Raw genomic sequence first — 17,862 nt, forward strand, 5'->3', positions numbered from 1 at the left:
ATTCAATTTAATCTATCACCCGGGCGTCGGTATTCTCGTTCCTGTCTTCACCACACACCACCGCAACGAGGATAGGAACGCGATGTCCCTGCTCAACACCGACGTCAAACCCTTCAAGGCTACTGCTTACCACAACGGCGACTTCATCGAAGTCAGCGACGAGAGCCTGAAGGGCCAGTGGAGCGTCTTCTTCTTCTACCCGGCCGACTTCACCTTCGTCTGCCCGACCGAGCTTGGCGACCTGGCCGACAACTACGAGGCCTTCAAGGAGCTCGGCGTCGAGATATACGGCGTGTCCACCGACACCCACTTCACCCACAAGGCCTGGCACGACAGCTCCGAGACCATCGGCAAGCTCCAGTATCCGATGCTGGCCGATCCGACCCACGTCGTGTCGCGCAACTTCGAGGTGCTGATCGAGGAAGACGGCGTCGCCGACCGCGGCACCTTCGTCGTCGACCCGGACGGCAAGATCCAGATCATCGAGCTCAACGCCGGCAACATCGGCCGCAACGCCGAGGAGCTGCTGCGCAAGGTCAAGGCGGCCCAGTATGTCCGTGCCAACCCCAACGAGGTCTGCCCGGCCAAGTGGGAAGAAGGCGAAGAGACGCTGGCGCCGTCCCTGGATCTGGTCGGCAAGATCTAAGGAAACGCTGATTTATTGCTGCGCTCGATATCCTGGCCGCCGGCGGTGCTCGCTCTCCTCATGTAGCGGGCTACACTCCGGGAGCTGTGCTCCGGCGGCGGCCAGCCTCTCATCGCTCGCGACATAAATCTGCGCATCCTTAATTTGGATCGCTGAGCTGCGGGAATCTCCCGCGCCCCCGGTTTACCCCATCGAGTCGGCCTCACCTCGGTCGTCCAACCAGTCGCGCAAGCGAGATCGAGACGGCGTCTCGATGGGGTTCTGCCCCGACGTTTCCATGACACCCCGCCCCATACGGCGAGCCCCATCGTGGCCCGCGCGGGGAGGTCGTGTCCGCTAGTTACCCACATCGAGGATTGCCGCCGTCATGTTGGACGACTCTCTGAAGCAACAGCTGAAAGCCTATCTCGACAAGGTCACGCAACCCTTTGAGCTGGTCGCCACCCTGGATGACGGCGACAAGTCCAAGGAACTCCACGCGCTGCTGCGTGATATCGCCGGGCTCTGCGACAGGATCACCCTGTCCACCGAGGGCAGCGACCGCCGCGCGCCGTCCTTCGCCTTGCACCGCGAAGGCCAGCCCACCGGCGTGGTGTTCGCCGGGATTCCCATGGGCCACGAGTTCACCTCTCTGGTGCTGGCCCTGCTTCAGGTGGGCGGCCATCCGCCCAAGGCCAGCGACGAGGTCATCGAGCAGATCCGTTCCCTCGACGCCGACCTTCACTTCGAGACCTACTTCTCGCTGTCGTGCCAGAACTGCCCGGACGTGGTCCAGGCGCTGAACCTGATGGCGATCCTCAACCCGCGCATCTCCCACGACGCCATCGACGGCGCCCTGTTCCAGGACGAGGTCGAGGCTCGCGAGGTGATGTCGGTGCCCAGCGTGTTCGTCAACAGCGAGCCCTTCGACCAGGGCCGCATGAGCCTGGAGCAGATCCTGGCCAGGGTCGACACCGGCGCCGCCGAGCGCGAGGCCGCCAGGCTCGGCGAGAAGCCTGCCTTCGACACGCTGATGATCGGCGGCGGCCCGGCCGGCGCCGCGGCGGCCGTCTATGCGGCGCGCAAGGGCATTCGCACTGGCGTGGCCTCCGAGCGCTTCGGCGGCCAGGTGCTGGATACCCTGTCGATCGAGAACCTGATCTCGGTGCCCCACACCGAGGGCCCCAAGCTGGCCGCGGCGCTGGAGGAGCACGTCAAGGAGTACGACGTCGACATCATGAACCTGCAGCGCGCCGTTGCGCTGGTGCCGGACGAGTCGGGCGGCGAGCATGAGGTGCGCTTCGAATCCGGGGCGAGCCTGCGCAGCAAGACACTGGTATTGGCCACCGGGGCTCGCTGGCGCGCGATGAACGTGCCCGGCGAGGCCGAGTACCGCAACAAGGGCGTGGCCTACTGCCCGCACTGCGACGGTCCGCTGTTCAAGGGCAAGCGTGTGGCGGTGATCGGCGGCGGCAATTCCGGCGTCGAGGCGGCCATCGACCTGGCCGGCATCGTCGGCGAGGTGACGCTGATCGAGTTCATGGATGAGCTGCGCGCCGACGAGGTGCTGCAGAAGAAGCTCTCAAGCCTGCCCAACGTCGAGGTGATCAAGGGCGCGCGAACCACCGAGGTCAACGGCGACGGCAGCCGCGTCACCGGTCTGACCTACGAGGAACGCGCCTCCGGCGAGCTGCGCGAGCTGGCCCTCGAGGGCATCTTCGTGCAGATCGGACTGGTGCCCAACACCGAGTGGCTGAAGGATTCGCCCATCGAGCTCTCCGAGCGCGGCGAGATCGTGGTCGACGAGCGTGGCATGACCTCGGTGCCCGGCATCTTCGCCGCCGGCGACGTGACCACCGTGCCCTACAAGCAGATCGTCATCGCCATGGGGGAGGGCTCCAAGGCCGCCCTGGGCGCCTTCGATCACCTGATCCGCAGCTGATCATCCAAGCCGTTCGTGCTCGATGCCCTCGCCGTACCGCGGCGGGGGCGTTCTGCGTAGCGAGAGAAGTCAGTCCGCCCGACAGAGCCGCTGCATGCGTGCCAGCGCCGCATCGGCGTCGTCCAGGCTGAAGACCATGAACCAGTAGTCCTCTGCGGCCCGGTGGATGCGCAGCCGCAGCGTGTCGCCGTCGCGCACGTCGTCGAGCAGGGCAGCGGTATCGGGCAATGTGAAACGCACGTAGAAGCCGCTGTTGCCGCGCTCGGTAACGAAGTCGGCCTGGCCCTGCTGGACCTGCCCTTCGTCGACCATCAGGTCCGCCGGCACCCGATTGACGGTGGCGCTCTGCGCCTGCACGTCGTCGAGCTCGACGCGCAGCTCCAGCCAGGGGCGGTCGCAGGCGCCCGGTGTGGCGTTGACGCTGAACACGCTGTCGCTATAGCTGTGCTGCTCCAGGGCGCGTACGTGGCGTTCGTCGCCCAGCGTCAGGGCCAGCGAATGCCAGTTGCCGTGGGCCTGGACGTCGGTGGTGTTGAAGCTGCCGGCCGACGCGGGGGCGGCGAGGCCCAAGGCCAGCAGCCCGGGCAGGCACCCCTTGAGCAGAAAAAGAAGCGGAGAGCGGAACATGCGGGCATCCATGACCGGGAAAATGCCGCAGGCTAGCATGACTCGCCCGCGGCTGTCCGGGCGCTGGGCTCAGATGCCGGCCCACCAGTTGTAGCCGCGGTCTTCCCAGTAGCCGCCTTTGCCGCGCCCCAGGTGGGCGAAGCTCTCTACGAGCTCTATACGCATCAGGTACTTGGCCATCTTGTAGCCCAGCTGTCGCTCGGCGCGCAGCCGCAGCGGGGCACCGTTGGCGATAGGCACGTCGGCGTCGTTGAGACCGTAGGCCAGCAGCGTTTGGGGATGGTAGGCCTCGCGCAGGTCGAGGCTCTCGTAGTAGGCCTCGCCGCCGCGGTAGCGGTCAGCGCAGTGGAAGACCACGAAGCGTGCCGATGCCTGCACGCCCACCCGGTCCAGCAGGTCGCCGAGCGGGACCCCGGTCCACTGGCCGATGCAGCTCCAGCCCTCCACGCAGTCGTGGCGGGTGATCTGGGTGCGCGACGGCATGGCCTTGAGGGCTGCCAGGCTGAACGCTTGAGGTGATTCGACCTGGCCGTCGACCGCGAGGCGCCAGTTACGAAAGCCGTCCGCGGCCAGGCGCTGGTAGTCGGCCTCGTCGGGCCGGGTGGTGCCGTTGGCGCGGAAGGTCGGGGCGATATCGTCGCGGTCGTATTCCCGGGCCAGCGATTCCTCGGCGGCCAGCAGGCGATGGGCGCGCCGGGTCAGCGATTCGCTGGCGTTGAACAGCGGCTGCATCGCATCGCTGCGCGACAGGCGGTCGCAGCCGGCGAGCAGGGTCGCGCCGCCGGCCAGCAGGGTGCGGGTCAAGAAGCGGCGACGGCCGTTATCGGTCGGTGTGCTCATCGTGAGCCTCCTGCTGCGAGGGCAGCGCCGGGGGAAGGGCAGGGGGAAGCGCATAGCGCCCGGTGATCATCGAGCGCAGGTTGTTGATGACGCCGGAGAGCAGCACCAGGGCGACATGCACCAGCAAGAACAGCACCAGGGCCAGGGCACACAGGAAGTGCAGGGTGCGGGCGCTCTGGCGGCCGCCGAAGACGTCCAGCAACCAGGGCCAGGCGGCGTCCATGGTCGGCGACATGGTCAGGCCCGTGAGGATCACCAGCGGAATGATCACGAACAGCACCAGCAGGTAGGTGAGCTTCTGCAGGATGTTGTAGTGCCGGGCTTCCTCGCCGCGGGGGAATTTCAGTCGCGCATGCTCGACGATGGTGGCGCCGAGGCGTCGCCACTCCGACCGGCGCGGCAGCAGGCGCCGTCTCAACTGGCCGCTCGCCACCAGGTAGACCAGATAGGCGGTGAGCAGGGGCGCGAAGATCCAGCCGGCCAGGAAATGCCACTGGCGCCCCATCGACAGCCAGCGCGGGCCGGGCAGGGTCGCCCAGGCAGGGAAGGCGCGCCGTTCGCGATCCGCGGCGGGGCCGGAGACGCCCAGCACGCCGGTGGTGTCGAAGCGCCAGCCGCCGAGGCGGGTGACGCCGCGCCATTCCCCCTGGGGGTCGCGTTCGGCGCCGATCGACAGCGCCGGGCTGTCGAAGTGAGAATCCTTGCCCCAGTAGAGTGCCGGGTGGGCGTTGAAGATCTGCAGGCCACTTGCCAGCAGGATGATCAGGCAGATCAGGTTCACCCAGTGCCAGACGCGGGTGAACAGCGTGTGGCGCTTGATGACCGTCGGCCCTGGGCCGCGGTCGGCGCGGTGAGTCGCTGGCATGAGACACCTCCGGGGAGACGGGCCTGGTGCCCGTCGAGGGGCGGCGAGCCCGGCGAGGCGCCGGAAAGGCCGAATGAAGGGACCGGCCACCGAGGCGCAGGGCCCGGTGGCCGGTCAAGGCGCGCCGAGCGTCACATCTCGCCGTCGCCTTCCATCGTCTCTTCCTCTTCCTCCATCATTTCGTCGTCGCCCTCGGATTTCATGGCGTCATCGCCGGCCATGGCGTCTTCCTCGCCCATGGCGTCTTCTTCCATCGCCTCGCCGGACATGGCGTCATGCTCCATGCTGTCGCCTTGCTGCATGGCGTCCTCTTCGTGATGGTCGGCCAGGGCGGCGCCGGGCAGCAGCAGGGCGCCGCCGAGTAGCAGGGCAAACAGCGTGGTGCGGGAACGGTCTTGAGTGAACATCGCCTACCTCCTTGCATCGCTGGGCCGCCGGCGAAATGCCGCTACGGCATCTCTCACGCTAGTCGGCGATGCGGCCGTCTTCATCACGAAATCATCACGAAGGCTCGCCGCGACGTGACGCTTTCGTGATGCATCCGCCTTGCGGGGGCTCTAGAGTGGGATCCGAACCGCCGCTCGGAGCCCTGCTCATGCCCCACCGGATTCTTTGCGTCGAGGACAACCCCGACATTGGCAAGCTGCTCGCCGAGCGCCTCGGCGATGCCGGCCACCGCTGTGATTGGGTCACCGACGGCGAAGCGGCCCTGGCGGTACTGGACGGGGCGGCTGACGATCCCTTCGATCTGGTGATGCTCGATCTTATGCTGCCGGGCATCGATGGCCTGGAGGTGTGCCGGCGGCTGCGCGCCCGCGACGCCCGCACCCCGGTGCTGATGGTGACCGCCAAGGCGGCGATCCGTGACGTGGTGCGGGGCCTCGAGATTGGCGCCGACGACTACGTCACCAAGCCCTTCCACCTGCCGATCCTGCTGGCTCGGGTCCAGGCGCTGCTGCGCCGCGGGCAGCGCGCCGCCCCGGAGGAAGAGCAAGTCGTCGCCACAGCGCCGATCGTCTTGGGCGGGTTGGTCATCGACATCGACCAGCACCGGGTCACCCTTGACGGTCGAGCGCTGCAGCTGACCGGCAAGGAGTTCGCCCTGCTGACGCTGTTCGCTCGGCATCCCGGCCACAGCTTCAGTCGCGGCGAGCTGCTCGATCGGGTGTGGGGGAAGGAGTTCGATGGCTTCGATCACACCGTGAACACCCACATCAACCGGTTGCGCAACAAGATCGAGGCCGATCCGGCCCGCCCGCGTTTCATCCAGACCGTCTGGGGCGTGGGCTATCGCTTCGCGACCGGGGAGGATGAGGCATGAGGGGCCTGGCATGCCGACTGTTGGCCTGGGGGCGAAGCCTCTTCGCACGGATCGCCCTGGTCTACCTGAGCGGATTGCTGCTGCTGTCGGTGGCGGTTGCCTGGCTGGCCATCAGTCAGTTCGACCAGCTGAGCCGCGAGCTGCAGCAGCGCCAGGAAGTCGGGCTGGCCGACAACCTGGCTCGGGTCATGCGCCCGGCCCTGGCAGAGGGCGCGAACAGCGCCGCGGCGCGGCAAACGGCCCGCCATATCCTGGCGATCAATCCCTCGCTGTCGCTCTACGTGCTCGATGCCGAGGGGCGAGTGGTCGCCGACTATGCCCAGCCGAGCTGCGGCCTGGGCAGCCGGGTCGAGCGCGACGCCCTCGAGGCGCTGCTCGGCGAGTCGCCGATGCTGCCGGTGACGACGTCCTCGCCTTGCGGCGGTGCACCCGGCGTGTTCTCGGTGGCACGCATTCGCTATGGCAGCGCCGATCGGGCGGGCTACCTGTATGCCGATCTCAACAAGAGCAGCCAGGCCTCGATGCTGGCCATGCTGCGCACCAGTTCCATCACACGTACCCTGGTGGCCGCGGGCGGATTGGCCGTGCTGATCTCCGGCCTGCTGGGGCTGGTGTGGTTTGCCCTGCTGACCCGGCGCTTCTCGCGGCTGACCGCCGCCGTGCAGCGTTTCGCCCGAGGCCAGTGGCAGGCCCGGCTCGACGACCCCGGCCGCGACGAACTGGGGCGGCTGGGAGAGGCCTTCAACCACATGGCCGGTACCATCGAGGCTCAGGTGCGAGCGCTGCGTGAGACCGACCGGCAGCGCCGCGAGCTGGTGGCCAACCTGTCCCACGACTTTCGCACCCCGCTGACCTCGCTGCGCGGCAACGTCGAGCACCTGCTCGAGCGCGACGACCTGCCGGTGGAGGAGCGTCGCCGCCGGCTGGTCGGCGTGCTCGACAATGCCTCGCGATTGACCCGCCTGGCCCAGCAGCTGTCGACCCTGGCGCGGCTCGATGCCTACGACAGCCCGTTGCAGTGCGAGGCCTTCTCGCTCGCCGAGCTGGCCCACGACATCGTCGGCAAGTTCCAGGACCAGGCGCGCCAGGCAGGGGTCACCCTGGCGGTCGAGGTCGATCCCGGGCTGCCCTGGGTCGAGGCCGACCTGGGGCTCATCGACCGGGCCCTGGCCAACCTGATCGACAACGCGCTGCGGGCGACCCCGGCCGATGGTCGGGTCTGCCTGTGGGCCGAGGCCGAGGCGAAGACGGTGCGCGTGGGGGTGAGCGATAATGGCGTCGGCATCGCCCCGGAGGAGCTGCCACTGGTGACCCAGCGCTTCCATCGCACTCGTGACAGCCGCGCCCGGGGCGAGGGCTCTGGGCTCGGCCTGTCGATCGTGCGGGAGATCGGAGAACGACATGGTGCCCGGTTGACCATCGACAGCCGCCTCGGTCGCGGCACGACGGTCGATTTTCGCCTGGCCCGTGCCGATCGGGACAAAGACCGCTCGATGCCCTACGGCTGAGGCTCGGCTGCAGGAGGGGACTCGACCAGGCGCAGCAGCCGTTCCAGGTCGGTTCGCTGGGGGCCCAGCATGTCGGCCAGGGTGTAGCGGTCGAGCACGGCGAGAAAGGCGCCCAGGGCCTCGCCGAGCACCGACTTGAGTCGGCAGGCGGGTGAGATGACGCAGGCGTTGCGGTCGCCGAAACATTCCACCAGGCCGAGATCGCGCTCGGTATCGCGCACCAGGGCACCCAGGCAGATATCGGCGGGCGCCCGCCCCAGCAGCAGTCCGCCATGCTTGCCGCGAATGGCGGTGAGGTAGCCGAGACGGTTCAGCTCCTGCACGACTTTCATCAGGTGATTGCGCGAAATGTCGAAGCGCTCGGCGATCTCGGAAATGGTCGAGCGACGCTCCCCCTTGACGGCCAGATAGATCAGCACGCGCAGGGAGTAATCGGTGAAGTTCGTCAGGTGCATGCGGCCTCCGGGCGCCGGGGAAAGGGCGTCGTTATCCTCGATTCTACCAGCAACGGGGCGGCCTGGCCCGACGCCTGTCACAGCACCGCTGAGACGCCGAATTGATCTGTATCAGCTAGCGTGTCGATGTCTCCGACGCGGCGGTGCGTGGCTGGCATAATGCGCCGTGAAGAGGGCGACACCGGCGTCGCCGCAGGCGTCAGGAGGTTTCAGCCATGCCAGATTCCGTGCCGTTCATTCGTGCCCTGGTCGAGAAGTATGACCGGCCTGGCCCACGCTATACTTCCTACCCCACGGCGCCGCAGTTCCAGGCCGCCTTCGCCGAAGACGACTATCGTGCGCTGGTTGCGCAGAGCCATCGGGCCGACTCTCCCAAGCCGCTGTCGGTGTACGTGCATGTCCCCTTCTGTCGCAGCCTCTGCTACTACTGCGCCTGCCACAAGATCATCACCCACCACACCGAGCGGGCCGTCGAGTATCTCGATCTGCTGAAGCGCGAGATACGCCTCCAGGCCGCACTGTTCGACGACGATCGCCGGTTGACCCAGCTGCACCTGGGCGGCGGCACGCCGACCTACTTGAGCAACGCCCAGCTCGGCGAACTGATGGCAAGCCTGGCGTCTGCCTTCCGGTTCGCGCCTGCCGAGGCCCGCGAGTTTTCCCTGGAGGTGGATCCGCGCACCGTCACGCCGGCTCGTCTACATGAACTGCGCGAGTTGGGATTCAATCGCCTTAGCTTCGGCGTGCAGGACTTCGACGCCGAGGTGCAGGCGGCGGTCAACCGGATTCAGAGCGAGGCCCGAGTCATCGAGCTGGTCGAGGCGGCCCGATCGGCGGCGTTTCATTCGGTGAGCGTCGATCTGATCTATGGTTTGCCACGCCAGACGGTGGCCAGTTTCGACGAGACCCTGGACCGCATCATTGCCCTGCGTCCGGACCGCATCGCCGCCTACAGCTACGCCCATCTGCCGGAGCGATTCAAGGCCCAACGCCTGATCCGAACCGAGGACATGCCGCCGCCGACGCGCAAGCTCGAACTGCTGGAGTTGACCATCCGGCGCCTGACCGCTGCCGGCTATGTCTATATCGGCATGGATCATTTCGCCCTGCCCGACGACGAGCTCGTCCAGGCGAAGCGTCACGGCACGCTGCAGCGCAATTTTCAGGGCTATTCCACCCACGGCGACTGCGATCTGATCGGGCTTGGCGTCAGCGCCATCGGCAAGGTCGGAGAGAGCTATAGCCAGAACGTCAAGGAGATCTCGGCGTATCGTGACCGGCTCGAGGCCGGCCGACTGCCGGTGCTGCGTGGCTATCGCCTGGACGCCGACGACCGCCTGAGACGTGACGTGATTCACGAGTTGATGTGTCATGGTCGCGTGGACGTCGCCGCCATCGAGGCATGCCATGGGATCGACTTCCAGGGCTATTTCGCCGAGGCGCTGGCGGCCCTCTCGGGCATGCAGGAGGACGGTCTCGTTGTCTTGTCGGAAGGCCGCATCGAGGTGCGGCCCGAGGGGCGATTGATGCTGCGCAATCTGGCCATGGCGTTCGACGCCTATCTCGGTGAACGGGCGAACTACTCACGCACCGTCTGATGCCCCCGGGGCACTGGCCGGGCACTCGGCAGGCTAGCGTTTTACATTAGAGATTCACACTGAAGTACTTGAGCCATTGATCCTGCTTGGACAATGGTTCGTACCGTGGACCATTACACCCCGGGACCCAACATCCAGGTGATCGCTCGGTATGAGTTTCTTGCTCACGCCTACCCAGGATATTGCCTGATCATCCCTCCCCAATAATCAGCCGTGTTTCCGATGGTGAAGTTTTCACTTCATTACGATGCTTGGGTTGTATGTAACAAAATGTTTTCTGGCGTAATGTGCGTCGACGGTCCCAGGCCGGCGACGGGGGAGGGGGTAGCTATGCAAGGGTTCAAGTTGGCTGCCTTGGTCGTTGCGGTAGGCTGTTTGTCAGCTTCCGGGGTGCAGGCCCAGTCGGCTTCGGGTCAGGGAAAGAGTGGCGCGCTCTCGGACGATGAGATGGCGGGAATCGCCAACGATCAGCTGACGCAACCGGCCGAGGGAACGGGATCGAGTCGTTTGACCGATGAAGAGCTTGCCGAACTGCTCAAGGAGCTGCCGGCACCGGCGGCTGGTGGCGGCGGTGGTGGCGGCTGTGGCGGCGGATATCTGGATGGGTGTGATAGCACGACCTTCCTGAGCTTTGTCGTCCTGGCATCCACAGAGCCGGAAGCGCCGGTCGATGATGTAGATGACGATACCAATGACGATGGCACCGGCGACGACGACGGCGGTGACGACGGCGGCGATGACGGCGGCGATGACGGCGGCGATGACGGCGGCGATGATGGCGGCGATGACGGCGGCGGCGATGATGGCGGCGGCGATGATGGCGGCGGTGACGGCGGCGGCGATGATGGCGGCGGTGACGGCGGCGGCGATGATGGCGGCGGTGACGGTGGCGGCCCCGATGGTGGCGGTGACGGCGGTGGCCACGGTGGTGGTGACGGCGGTGGCGGCCCCGGTGGTGGCGGTAATGGCGGCGGCGCCGGTGGTGGCTCCGGCGGTGGCGGTAATGGCGGCGGCGCCGGTGGTGGTTCCGGCGGTGGCGGTAGCGGTTCCGGTGGCGGCGGTAACGGTTCCGGTGGCGGCGGTAACGGTGGTTCCGGCGGTGGTTCCGGCTCCGGCGGAGGTAGCGGCTCCGGTTCAGGTGGCGGTTCTGGGTCCGGTGGTGGTTCCGGTAGCGGTTCCGGTGGCAGCGGTTCGGGTGCCGGTGGCAATGGCGGCAGTCCCGGTGGTAGTGGTGGTGCAGGAGGCACCGGCGCCGGTATGGGCGGCGGAAGCCCCGGCGGTCCCGGTGGAGGCGTAGGCGGCCGATTCTAGGCCTGCCCATATTTCGCCGACACAGCAGGGCGCCCGACCGATATGGTCGGGCGCCTTTTTTCACGGCCACTCTTGGCGCTGGTGCCGTCAAGATTACTACATGGTGTGTGCCGAACGAGCTTGTCGTCTATATATTGCATTAGGGGGCAAGGCATTGAGGCTGGCCGGGGGGCACCTTCGCCCCGGTGACAGAATGACACCTATCCCCCTTTCTCTCCGGGGCGTGTGGCCTGCCCGCTTGGGTTCTGGCAGAGGGGGAGACATGAGCACGAACGTCATTACGGCCAATGGGAGAGTTCTGATGCGCACGACCGCCAAGGACACCCCCTGCATCGACGAAGTGCCAACGCAGGGACCGTCTCTCGATATCTGGGACGCCAAGTATCGGCTCAAGGATCGCCATGGCGATCCTCTGGATGCGGATCCGGCTGCTACCCGCGAGCGCGTGGCCAAGGCGCTCGCTGCGGTGGAAGCCGATCCCCAGGTCTGGTTGCCCCGCTTTCGCTGGGCTCTGGACAACGGTGCCATTCCCGCCGGACGTATCGTCGCCAACGCGGGTGCCGAGTCCGTCAAGCCGGCGGTCAGTCTGATCAACTGCACGGTGTCGCGGAGCATCCACGATTCGATGCGCGATATCCTCGAGGCCGTGGTGGATGCCGGCATGACGCTGAAGAGCGGTGCTGGCATCGGCTACGACTTTTCCACCCTGCGTCACAAGGGGGCCTTCGTGTTCGGGGCCGGTGCGGGAACCAACGGTCCCCTGGCGTTCATGGATATCTACGACAAGATGTGCTTCACGGTGGCGTCGGCCGGGGGGCGTCGCGGCGCCCAGATGGCGACCTTCGACGTCGGTCATCCGGACGTGCGCCGCTTCATCGAGGCCAAGCGCGAGGCCGGCCGGCTGCGCCAGTTCAACCTCAGCCTGCTGATCACCGACGAGTTCATGGAGGCGGTGCGCGCCGACGCCGACTGGCCGCTGGCCTTTCCCCTGCATCCGGGCGAGAAGGACGACGTCGACGAGCACGAGCTGGTCTACCGTGACTGGCCGGTGATCGAGGAGGGCTACACCCTGGACGCCGAGGGGCGAGTGGCCTGCCGCATCGTCGAGGTGGTCCGCGCCCGGGCGCTGTGGGACACCATCATGCGTTCCACCTACGACTTCGCCGAGCCGGGCTTCATCCTGATCGACCAGGTCAACCGCATGAACAACAACTGGTTCTGCGAGGAGATTCGGGCGACCAACCCATGCGGCGAACAACCGCTTCCCCCCGAGGGCGCCTGCCTGCTGGGCTCGATCGACCTGACCCGCTTCGTCCTCGAGCCCTTCGGCGAGGCGCCGCGCTTCGACTGGGATCGCTACCGCGAGGTGGTGGCGGTATTCACCCGCATGCTCGACAACGTGGTGGAGATCAGCGGCCTGCCGCTGGAGGGCCAGCGCCGCGAGATCGAGGCCAAGCGACGCCATGGCATGGGCTTCCTGGGGCTGGGGTCGGCCATGACCATGCTCAAGCTGCCCTACGGCTCGCCGGAGTCGCTGGCCTTCACCGAGGAGGTGAGCCGGGTGTTGGCCGTCGAAGGCTGGAAGCAGGCCCTCGAACTCTCCCGGGAGAAGGGTATGGCGCCGATCCTCGCCGAAGACTTCGCCATCACCCCGAAGATGCTGCGCGAGCGGCCGGAGCTGGCGAGCGACGGCTACCAGGTGGGCGATCGGCTCCCCGGGCGCCTCCTGCATGCCCGCTACAGCCGCTACATGCAGAAGATCGCCGAGGTTGAGCCCGAGCTGGTGGCCGAGCTCGCCGAGCATGGCGCGCGCTTCACCCATCACAGCTCCATCGCCCCCACCGGCACCATCTCGCTGTCACTGGGCAACAATGCCTCGAACGGTATCGAGCCCTCCTTCTCGCACCGCTACTACCGCAACGTCATCCGCGCCGGGCGCAAGACCAAGGAACAGATCGAGGTAGTGTCCCTGGAGCTGGCCGCCTACCGGCACTGGGTGGCGCCGGAGGCGGTGGAGAGCGACCTGCCGGACTATTTCGTGACCGCCGATGCCGTATCGCCGGCCCGGCACGTCGCGGTGCAGGCCGCCGCCCAGGCCTGGATCGATTCGGCGATCTCCAAGACCGTGAACGTGCCCACCGACTTCGCCTTCGCCGACTTCAAGGACCTCTATCTGGAGGCCTACGACAGCCGGCTCAAGGGGTGCACGACGTTCCGTTTCAACCCCGAGGCCTTCCAGGGCGTGCTGGTCCGCGAGGACGACCTCAGGAACACCACCTATGTCTTCGAGCTGGAAAACGGCGAGACCGTCGAGCTGGCCGGCAACGAGACGGTGATCTATGAGGGCGAGGAGCATACCGCGGCCAACCTCTACGAGGCCTTGAAGGAGGGCACCTATGGCAAGTGGTAAACCACGGCCTACTGCGCTCGATGAGAGGGGCATGAGCGGGCATTCGCCGAGCGCCAGCGCACTACGTTCCGGAGGAGGCTAACGATGAGCGTCGAGATCACCTCGAAGATCGTGTCCTATAGCGTCAAGCAGGCGGTGGAAGAACCGCCGCTGGCCGACGAGAATCCCTTGACGGTGCGCATTCCGTCACGCCCCGAGGGCACCCTGGAAGCCGTCTCGGAGAAGATCTCCTACGTCGGTGCCGAGGGGCGCAAGAAGGTCTATCTGCTGGTGTCCTTCATGCCGGTGGAGGGCGTGCTGAGCGGCAAGCGGGTGGTCATCGAGCGCCCGGTGGAGTTCTTCTTCCCTTCCGGCCAGCTGTCCAGCGAGCACCAGTGGATCACCGCCACCATGCGCAGCCTGTCGCTGGCCGCCCGCGGCGGCTATGTCACCCAGGCGGTGGCCGATCTGCGCAAGGTGGCCTGGGACAAGGGCCTGGTACGCTGCGGCATGAATCGCTGGGGCAAGCCGATGTTCCACGACTCCGAGGTGGCCGCCATCGCCTGGTCGATCCAACAGATCCTGCAGCGGCGCGGCTTCCTCGACAAGGACGGCCATCAGGTGCCGGTGGAGGAGCTGGTACAGCGCTATGCCCAGCGCCTGGCCAGCGGCCAACCCTGGCAGCCGCCGAGTTCCGAGGAGCCGGTCCGAGCCGAGCGCGAGGCGGGGGGCAAGCCCACCGTGGTGGGCCAGTGCCCCGAGTGCCGGGGAGACCTGATCATGATGGATGGCTGTCCGACCTGCTATGCCGGGTGCGGTTGGTCAAAGTGTGGGTAGGGGCCGGGTCGTTGCCGGCGGTCTGATCGGGATCGAGACAAACGTTTAATGGCAAGCCAGCCTGGAGGACACCATGGTCTGTTATGTTCGGATGTGCTGAAACAAGGCACAAATCGTATAACACCCGCCATGGAGTCATAGGCATGCGTAACAACAACAAGACGCTGATCGCCCTGTCCGTTGCGACCCTGGGCCTGGGAATGGCAACTAGCGCCTCGGCTTCCACCCTCGATGAGGTCAAGGAACGCGGCACCCTGCGCTGCGGCGTCAACGTCGGGCTGTCTGGTTTCTCCTCGCCTGACGAGAACGGCACCTGGCAGGGGCTGGATGTCCAGACCTGCCGCGCGGTGTCTTCTGCCATCTTTGGTGACCCGGAGAAAGTGGTCTTCACCCCGCTGACCGCCAAGGAACGCTTCACCGCCCTGCAATCCGGCGAGATCGACGTGCTTTCGCGCAACACCACCTGGACGGCCACCCGGGACAACTCCCTGGGCCTCAATTTCACCACCACCACTTTCTACGATGGCCAGGGCTTCATGGTCGCCAAGGATCTCGGCATCGAGAGCCTGGAGGACCTGAACGGCGCCTCCATATGCATCCAGTCCGGCACCACCCACGAGTTGAACCTGGCCGACTACTTCCCGGCCAAGGGCATCGATATCAACACCGTGACCTTCGACACCCCGGACCAGACGGCCCAGGGCTTCGCCAGCGGCCGCTGTGACGTTCTGACCTCCGACACTTCCCAGCTCAGCGCCCTGCGCCTGCAGTTGCCGGAACCGGACAGCGTGGAGATTCTCACCGAGCTGATCTCCAAGGAGCCGCTGGGGCCGGTGGTGCGCCAGGGCGACGACCAGTGGTTGGATATCGTCAAGTGGACGGTCTTCGCCATGGTCAACGCCGAAGAGCTGGGTGTGAACAGCGACAACGTCGACGATATGCAGCAGAACCCGCCCAATCCCCAGGTCGCGCGCCTGCTGGGCGATGACGGCAACTACGGCGAGCAGATGGGCCTCGAGAACGACTGGGCCTACGACATCATCGCCCAGGTGGGCAACTACGGTGAGGTGTTCTCCGCCACGGTGGGCGAGGAGTCGCCGCTCGCCATCGGCCGTGGCATGAACGCGCTGTGGAACGAGGGCGGCATCCTCTACGCGCCGCCCATCCGCTAATCGGCATCGACCCTCCGTTTCCCCTCACTCCCGGCTCGGGGGTGAGGGGCCGTTTCATCGTATCCGAGGCTCGACATGCTGCGTTCATCCTCTTCCGAGCGGGTATCGCTGTGGCGTAACCCCGCCGTGCGTGCGCTGGTGATCCAGGCCGTGCTGCTGCTGGGGCTGGCGGCGCTGATCGTCATGCTGGTGACCAACACCCTGGCCAACCTCGAGGCACGGGGCATCACTACCGGGCTGGGCTTTCTTCAGGAACGGGCCGGTTTTTCCATTCCCCAGTCGCTGATCGCCTACAGCGGCGACAGCACCTACGGTCGCACCTTCGTGGTGGGGCTGCTCAACACCCTGCTGGTGTCCGGCCTCGGCATCGTCGCGGCGACGGTCATCGGCTTCGCGGTGGGCATCTCCCGGCTGTCCAGCAACTGGCTGCTGGCCCGGCTGGCCGCCGCCTACGTGGAGATCTTTCGTAACATCCCGCTGCTGGTGCAGATCCTGTTCTGGTACTTCGCGGTGCTCCAGGCGCTGCCCAGCCCACGCCAGAGCCTGTCGCTGTTCGAGGCGTTGTTCCTCAACGTGCGCGGGCTGGTGATGCCGGCGCCGGTGGCCCAGCCGGGCTTCGACGCCACCCTCTGGGCGCTGGCCCTGGCGGTGGCTGCGGTGGTGGGGCTGGCGCTGTACGCGAGGCGCCTGCAGGCCCGCACCGGCCGAGCGCTGCCGGTCTACCGGCTCGGCGCGCTGATCCTGGTCGGCATGCCGCTGGCGGTGTTCCTGGTCACCGGGCGTCCGCTGGCCTGGGACGTGCCAGCTCTGGCCGGCTTCAACTTCAAGGGCGGGGTGACGATCATCCCCGAGCTGATGGCGCTGTGGCTGGCGCTGTCGATCTATACCGCTTCCTTCATCGCCGAGATCGTACGCTCAGGTATCCAGTCGGTGCCGAGCGGGCAGGTCGAGGCTGCCCGGGCGATCAGCCTGCCCGGCAACATCACCCTGCGCAAGATCGTCATTCCCCAGGCGATGCGGGTCATCGTGCCCCAGTTGACCAGCCAGTACCTGAACCTGATCAAGAATTCCTCGCTGGCGACGGCCATCGGCTATCCGGACCTGGTGGCGGTGTTCGCCGGCACGACCCTCAACCAGACCGGCCAGGCCATCGAGATCATCGCCATGACCATGGCGGTCTACCTGCTGATCAGCCTGGTGGTGTCGGCGCTGATGAATCTCTACAACGCCCGCACCCTGATGAAGGAGCGCTGACATGGCCGAGATGGCGACACGAATCGAGATGATCGAAGCGCGCCGGCCGCCGGACCTGCGCCGCGGCGTGCTGGGCTGGCTGCGCGCCAACCTCTTCGACGGACCGCTTAACAGCGTCATCACTCTGTGCGTGCTCGCGGTGCTGGGCGGGGGGCTGTGGCCGCTGGTGCAGTGGGCGCTGATCGACGCCGACTGGCTGGGCTCCACCCGCGAGGCCTGCAGCGGTGAGGGTGCCTGCTGGGTGTTCATCAGCGCCCGCTTCGAGACCATCGTCTACGGCTTCTACCCCGAGGCCGCCCGCTGGCGGGTCGATGCGGTGTTCCTGATGCTGGGGCTGCTGATCGCCTGGCTGGCGATCCCCCGGCTGCCCGCCAAGCGCTGGGTGGGGCTGTTCGCCCTGATCGGCTTCCCGGTGGTGGCCTACGTGCTGCTGCTCGGTGGACACTTTGGGCTGATGGTGGTGCCGACTCGCGAGTGGGGCGGGCTGATGCTGACCCTGACGGTGGCCGTCGTAGGTATCGTCGGATCGCTGCCGCTGGGCGTGGTACTGGCGCTGGGGCGACGCTCGCAGATGCCGCTGGTGCGCGGCGTGTGCGTGGTGTTCATCGAGTTCTGGCGTGGCGTACCGCTGATCACGGTGCTGTTCATGGCCTCGGTGATGCTGCCGCTGTTTGTGCCCAGCGAGGTGGAGTTCGACAAGCTGCTGCGGGCGCTGATCGGCATCATGTTCTTCTGGAGCGCCTACATGGCCGAGGTGGTGCGCGGCGGCCTGCAGGCCATTCCCAAGGGCCAGGAGGAGGCCGCCAAGGCGCTGGGGATGGGTTACTGGCGGCGCATGGGGCTGATCGTGCTGCCCCAGGCGCTGAAGCTGGTGATTCCCGGCATCGTCAACACCTTCATCGCGCTGTTCAAGGACACCTCGCTGGTGCTGATCATCGGCCTGTTCGACCTGCTGGCGATCATCCGCGCCGGGCTCACCGACAGCAACTGGCTGGGTTTCGCCACCGAGGGCTACGTGTTCGCGGCGCTGATGTTCTGGATCTTCTGCTTCAGCATGTCGCGCTACAGCCAGTACATCGAGCGGCGCTTGCATACTGGCCATAAGAACTGACCGGCAA

17 protein-coding genes are annotated in these 17,862 nt (G+C 66.6%); 11 read left to right on the forward strand and 6 right to left on the reverse strand.

The genetic code is table 11. The features are described from left to right. Positions 1–82: 82 nt before the first annotated feature. Together ahpC and ahpF are read left to right on the forward strand one after the other, a co-directional pair. Complete coding sequence (gene ahpC, locus ACGTN6_RS04445; protein ID WP_394590061.1) at positions 83–646, forward strand: alkyl hydroperoxide reductase subunit C; 564 nt, start codon at positions 83–85, stop codon at positions 644–646. Positions 647–1,013: 367 nt separating this feature from the next. Further along, on the forward strand, positions 1,014–2,567 hold the full coding sequence (gene ahpF, locus ACGTN6_RS04450) for an alkyl hydroperoxide reductase subunit F (protein ID WP_394590063.1): 1,554 nt from the start codon (positions 1,014–1,016) through the stop codon (positions 2,565–2,567). Between the two features lie 69 nt (positions 2,568–2,636). Here ahpF and ACGTN6_RS04455 read toward each other — a convergent pair whose 3' ends face one another. The 4 genes from ACGTN6_RS04455 to ACGTN6_RS04470 form a co-directional block, all read right to left on the reverse strand. Continuing rightward, positions 2,637–3,194 (reverse strand): hypothetical protein, encoded by a 558-nt coding sequence (locus ACGTN6_RS04455; RefSeq protein WP_394590065.1) that lies wholly within the window; start codon positions 3,192–3,194, stop codon positions 2,637–2,639. A gap of 69 nt (positions 3,195–3,263) precedes the next feature. Next, positions 3,264–4,034, reverse strand: coding sequence for a molybdopterin-binding protein (locus ACGTN6_RS04460; protein ID WP_394590066.1), 771 nt, complete (start codon positions 4,032–4,034; stop codon positions 3,264–3,266). Next, positions 4,015–4,899, reverse strand: coding sequence for a cytochrome b/b6 domain-containing protein (locus tag ACGTN6_RS04465; protein WP_394590067.1), 885 nt, complete (start codon positions 4,897–4,899; stop codon positions 4,015–4,017). Before ACGTN6_RS04465 ends, ACGTN6_RS04460 begins: the two co-directional genes overlap by 20 nt. A gap of 131 nt (positions 4,900–5,030) precedes the next feature. After that, complete coding sequence (locus ACGTN6_RS04470) at positions 5,031–5,306, reverse strand: hypothetical protein (RefSeq protein WP_394590068.1); 276 nt, start codon at positions 5,304–5,306, stop codon at positions 5,031–5,033. 188 nt (positions 5,307–5,494) lie between these two features. Between ACGTN6_RS04470 and ACGTN6_RS04475 the strand changes: the two genes are divergently transcribed. Beyond that, the gene (locus ACGTN6_RS04475; RefSeq protein WP_394590070.1) at positions 5,495–6,220 is read left to right on the forward strand and encodes a response regulator transcription factor; all 726 of its coding nucleotides are present in this window, start codon (positions 5,495–5,497) and stop codon (positions 6,218–6,220) included. Further along, complete coding sequence (locus tag ACGTN6_RS04480) at positions 6,217–7,728, forward strand: sensor histidine kinase (RefSeq protein ID WP_394590072.1); 1,512 nt, start codon at positions 6,217–6,219, stop codon at positions 7,726–7,728. The genes ACGTN6_RS04475 and ACGTN6_RS04480 overlap by 4 nt, the downstream gene beginning before the upstream one ends. Here the strand turns inward: ACGTN6_RS04480 and ACGTN6_RS04485 are convergent. Further along, positions 7,719–8,183 (reverse strand): Rrf2 family transcriptional regulator, encoded by a 465-nt coding sequence (locus ACGTN6_RS04485; protein ID WP_394590073.1) that lies wholly within the window; start codon positions 8,181–8,183, stop codon positions 7,719–7,721. The genes ACGTN6_RS04480 and ACGTN6_RS04485 overlap by 10 nt on opposite strands. 215 nt (positions 8,184–8,398) lie before the next feature. On the opposite strand from ACGTN6_RS04485, the gene hemN reads away from it, so the two are divergent. Next, the gene (gene hemN, locus ACGTN6_RS04490; RefSeq protein ID WP_394590074.1) at positions 8,399–9,781 is read left to right on the forward strand and encodes an oxygen-independent coproporphyrinogen III oxidase; all 1,383 of its coding nucleotides are present in this window, start codon (positions 8,399–8,401) and stop codon (positions 9,779–9,781) included. Between the two features lie 378 nt (positions 9,782–10,159). Here the strand turns inward: hemN and ACGTN6_RS04495 are convergent, their stop codons facing one another. After that, the gene (locus ACGTN6_RS04495) at positions 10,160–10,705 is read right to left on the reverse strand and encodes a hypothetical protein (RefSeq protein ID WP_394590076.1); all 546 of its coding nucleotides are present in this window, start codon (positions 10,703–10,705) and stop codon (positions 10,160–10,162) included. Here ACGTN6_RS04495 and ACGTN6_RS04500 point away from each other — a divergent pair. The 6 genes from ACGTN6_RS04500 (at position 10,680) to ACGTN6_RS04525 (ending at position 17,855) form a co-directional block, all read left to right on the forward strand. Further along, the gene (locus ACGTN6_RS04500; RefSeq protein ID WP_394590077.1) at positions 10,680–11,078 is read left to right on the forward strand and encodes a hypothetical protein; all 399 of its coding nucleotides are present in this window, start codon (positions 10,680–10,682) and stop codon (positions 11,076–11,078) included. The two genes, ACGTN6_RS04495 and ACGTN6_RS04500, sit on opposite strands and share 26 nt — an antisense overlap. Before the next feature lie 315 nt (positions 11,079–11,393). Then, a complete protein-coding gene (locus ACGTN6_RS04505) occupies positions 11,394–13,502 on the forward strand; it encodes an adenosylcobalamin-dependent ribonucleoside-diphosphate reductase (protein ID WP_394590078.1) in 2,109 nt (702 codons plus the stop codon). Positions 13,503–13,586: 84 nt separating this feature from the next. Beyond that, entirely contained in the window at positions 13,587–14,318 is a 732-nt protein-coding gene (locus tag ACGTN6_RS04510) for a ribonucleoside-diphosphate reductase (protein ID WP_394590079.1), read from the forward strand. Positions 14,319–14,461: 143 nt separating this feature from the next. Beyond that, positions 14,462–15,490, forward strand: coding sequence for an amino acid ABC transporter substrate-binding protein (locus ACGTN6_RS04515; protein ID WP_394590080.1), 1,029 nt, complete (start codon positions 14,462–14,464; stop codon positions 15,488–15,490). Positions 15,491–15,565: 75 nt separating this feature from the next. Continuing rightward, positions 15,566–16,744 carry an amino acid ABC transporter permease gene (locus ACGTN6_RS04520; RefSeq protein ID WP_394590081.1) on the forward strand — a complete coding sequence of 393 codons (1,179 nt, stop codon included), beginning with the start codon at positions 15,566–15,568 and terminating at the stop codon, positions 16,742–16,744. A gap of 1 nt (position 16,745) precedes the next feature. Continuing rightward, positions 16,746–17,855 carry an amino acid ABC transporter permease gene (locus ACGTN6_RS04525; RefSeq protein WP_394590082.1) on the forward strand — a complete coding sequence of 370 codons (1,110 nt, stop codon included), beginning with the start codon at positions 16,746–16,748 and terminating at the stop codon, positions 17,853–17,855. Positions 17,856–17,862: the final 7 nt, after the last annotated feature.

Source organism: Halomonas sp. B23F22_20 (assembly GCF_043496985.1).
Lineage (GTDB): Bacteria > Pseudomonadota > Gammaproteobacteria > Pseudomonadales > Halomonadaceae > Halomonas.